Genomic DNA, 2,549 nt, shown 5'->3' with positions numbered 1-2,549 from the left:
CAAAGAGCCGCAAAAAAAACTAGCCGGATAGGACTAGTTTCTGTCTTCTTCATGATAAAGGGCATAGAGCTGACTCTTATTGCGCCCGTATTTTTTGGCCACTTCCTTGATAGCCTGATTTTTCTTGCTACCGGATTGGACCAAGCTGTCAATTTCAGCCAAGAGGTCTGCATCCGCTTTATCTTCCTTCTCTAAGCTAGCACCGGCCACAATCAGGAGGCACTCGCCCTTGAGGGAATTTTCCGCCAGATAGTCTATCAACTCAGAAATCCTTCCTCGCTGGTATTCTTCATAGATTTTGGTTAATTCCCGAACCAAGACCACTGAGCGGTCGCCATAGACTTCCAGCATATTTTCCAGCGTAGCCTTGACCCTGTGGGGAGATTCGTAAAAGATCTGTGTCTCTGGATAAGACTTTTTACTCTGGAAAAACTCCTTCTGCTGCCCTGTCTTGCGAGGCAAGAAACCATAAAAAATATGAGGCTGAGGCGCTAAACCACTGGCAATCAGAGCGGAAATCCCAGCACTTGGCCCAGGAACCGTTACCACAGCAATGTCCTCAGCAATAGCCGCCTTGACCAAATCATGTCCTGGATCTGAAATACTGGGCAAGCCAGCATCCGATACCTGAGCCAGATTTTGCCCAGACTTGAGCAAGTCCAACAAGACCGGTATCTTTTCCTGAGCATTGTGCTCATGAAAGCTGATCTGCCAAGTCTCAATCCCAAAGTATTTGAGCAGGAGACCAGTATTTCTGGTGTCTTCGGCCGCAATGACATCCACTTCCTTGAGGGTATTGACCATGCGAACGCTCATGTCATCCATATTCCCAATGGGAGTCGCTACCAAATACAGCTTACCGTAGCGCGACTGTCCCTTAAAACTCTTTTGAATCTGCATTTCTACTCCCTAAATAACAACTCGTCGCAGAACATGCACTCCGCATCGTTTTCTCGGCGCTGACCATAAAAATCTGTACATACATGAAAACCATCGTAATAAAGTTTGCGGAGATTATCCCGATTTTTATTGCTCTTGACTGGTGTCGCTTGCTCTACTTCACCGAGACGGTCTCTCAACTTGTCATTTTCTAGTTGAAGGGCGATATTTTCTTCTACGACACTCTTGAGATTCTTCTTAATTGCCTCCACTTCAGCAAGAGTCAGCAAAAGCGTCTGAGAAAAATCATCCAAAGCATCAAATAATTCTTTTTTATTCATTGTCTGCTCCTATCCTGCTTAAGCACCATCTTTTAAAACCATATATTCCAGAGCGTTTTGGAAGGATACATTAGCCCGCCACATCTTTTTGGCTTGCAGTAAGTCTTCCAGTTTGCTGCGACCTGACTCGCTTCCAATTTCCTTGGCAAGCAAAACTTCCAATATTTTCAATATCTGCTCCTGCTTGTCCTTGTCCTCAGCCAATTTAGCCAGCTTAGCCATCTGTAGGTAAGCCAGATTCTCATTGGTCAGCACAGCCTTGACAAAGCGCTGACTCTCACTGACTAAATCAAAGAAAAGCTTATTAGAGATAAGCTGCTCGGCTTCTTCCTGAGTCTGGCTATAAGCAGCCAAGAGTTCAGCCTGACTTTTGATTAAGCCAGCCTCTTCCAGCTGGTGCTGGAGGGCAGCCTGATTCTTCCGAAAGTGAAAAACCTGAGTCCGACTCCGAATCGTCGGCAGAATCAGCTGTTCATCAGCAGTCAGGAGAAAGATGTAAATCTCACTCTGGGGTTCTTCAATCACTTTGAGGAGGGAGTTGGCGGCATTAAGATGCATTTTATCCGCATCGCAGATGATAAAGACCTGCCTATTCCCTTCCACTCCACTCTGGGAAAAATTTCTCACCAGCTCACGAATTCGCTCCGTTTTGATAATGCCATTCACCGGTCTTACAACCGTCACATCCGAAAAATCCTCAGCTTCAATCAGCCGACAGGAGCGACAGCTACCACAAGGCCAGACCCCCTGCCTATTCTCACAAAAGAGGCTCTGGGACAGGGTCAGGGCCATCGCAAAGCTGGAAAAATTCCCCGAAAACAAATAGGCATGGTTGAGTCGTCCAGTTTCCAAAATATGCTGAAAAATCTCTGTAAGTTTGGGCTGGGCCTGGCGTAAATCTTCTACTGTCATTTCTCCTCTGCAAAACGTTCTCTGATAGCCTCCAGACTATCAGCCACCACCTGATCCAGCGACTGACTGGCATCTATCTTAATGACACGTTCTGGTTCCTTTTCTAAAATAGTAAGATAGCCTTGACGCACGCGCTCATGCAGATCCAGACCTTCTAGGTCCAAACGATTGACCTCGCGATCCTTGTTTCTGGCAATGCGTGCTAGCCCCTCCTTGACATCAATATCGAAATAAAGTGTCAAATCCGGCTTGAGTCCATCTGTAGCAAACCGATTGAGCCATTCTACCTCGTCAACTGCCAAGCCCCGTCCATAGCCCTGATAGGCTACCGAGCTGTCAATAAAACGATCCTGCAGGACCCACGTTCCTTGCTCCAAAGCAGGCAGCACCTTCTCCGCCAGATGCTGACGCCGACTG

The 2,549-nt window shown here is 47.0% G+C and carries 4 protein-coding genes; all 4 read right to left on the bottom strand.

The genetic code is table 11. The annotated features are described in order from the left end of the window. Window positions 1-33: 33 nt before the first annotated feature. Window positions 34-900: a 16S rRNA (cytidine(1402)-2'-O)-methyltransferase gene (rsmI, locus tag STRDD04_RS06735; RefSeq protein WP_062200531.1), complete on the bottom strand. Its 867-nt coding sequence runs from the start codon at window positions 898-900 to the stop codon at window positions 34-36. Between the two features lie 2 nt (window positions 901-902). Then, window positions 903-1,220 (bottom strand): DNA replication initiation control protein YabA, encoded by a 318-nt coding sequence (gene yabA / locus STRDD04_RS06730; protein ID WP_037615318.1) that lies wholly within the window; start codon window positions 1,218-1,220, stop codon window positions 903-905. Window positions 1,221-1,238: 18 nt separating this feature from the next. Next, on the bottom strand, window positions 1,239-2,132 hold the full coding sequence (locus tag STRDD04_RS06725; RefSeq protein WP_062200529.1) for a DNA polymerase III subunit delta': 894 nt from the start codon (window positions 2,130-2,132) through the stop codon (window positions 1,239-1,241). After that, window positions 2,129-2,549, bottom strand: a 421-nt coding sequence (tmk, locus tag STRDD04_RS11500) for a dTMP kinase (protein WP_231853906.1), incomplete at its 5' end; no start/stop codon positions are given. The genes STRDD04_RS06725 and tmk, both read right to left, overlap by 4 nt.

Source organism: Streptococcus sp. DD04 (genome assembly GCF_001578725.1).
Lineage (GTDB): Bacteria > Bacillota > Bacilli > Lactobacillales > Streptococcaceae > Streptococcus > Streptococcus sinensis.
Note: the sequence above shows the minus strand (reverse complement) of the source record. Positions and strands in the feature narration are given on the sequence as shown.

Coding starts and splice junctions, on each gene's coding strand:
- yabA (WP_037615318.1), bottom strand. CDS start 1,220: ATGAATAAAAAAGAATTATTTGATGCTTTGGATGATTTTTCTCAGACG.
- rsmI (WP_062200531.1), bottom strand. CDS start 900: ATGCAGATTCAAAAGAGTTTTAAGGGACAGTCGCGCTACGGTAAGCTG.
- STRDD04_RS06725 (WP_062200529.1), bottom strand. CDS start 2,132: ATGACAGTAGAAGATTTACGCCAGGCCCAGCCCAAACTTACAGAGATT.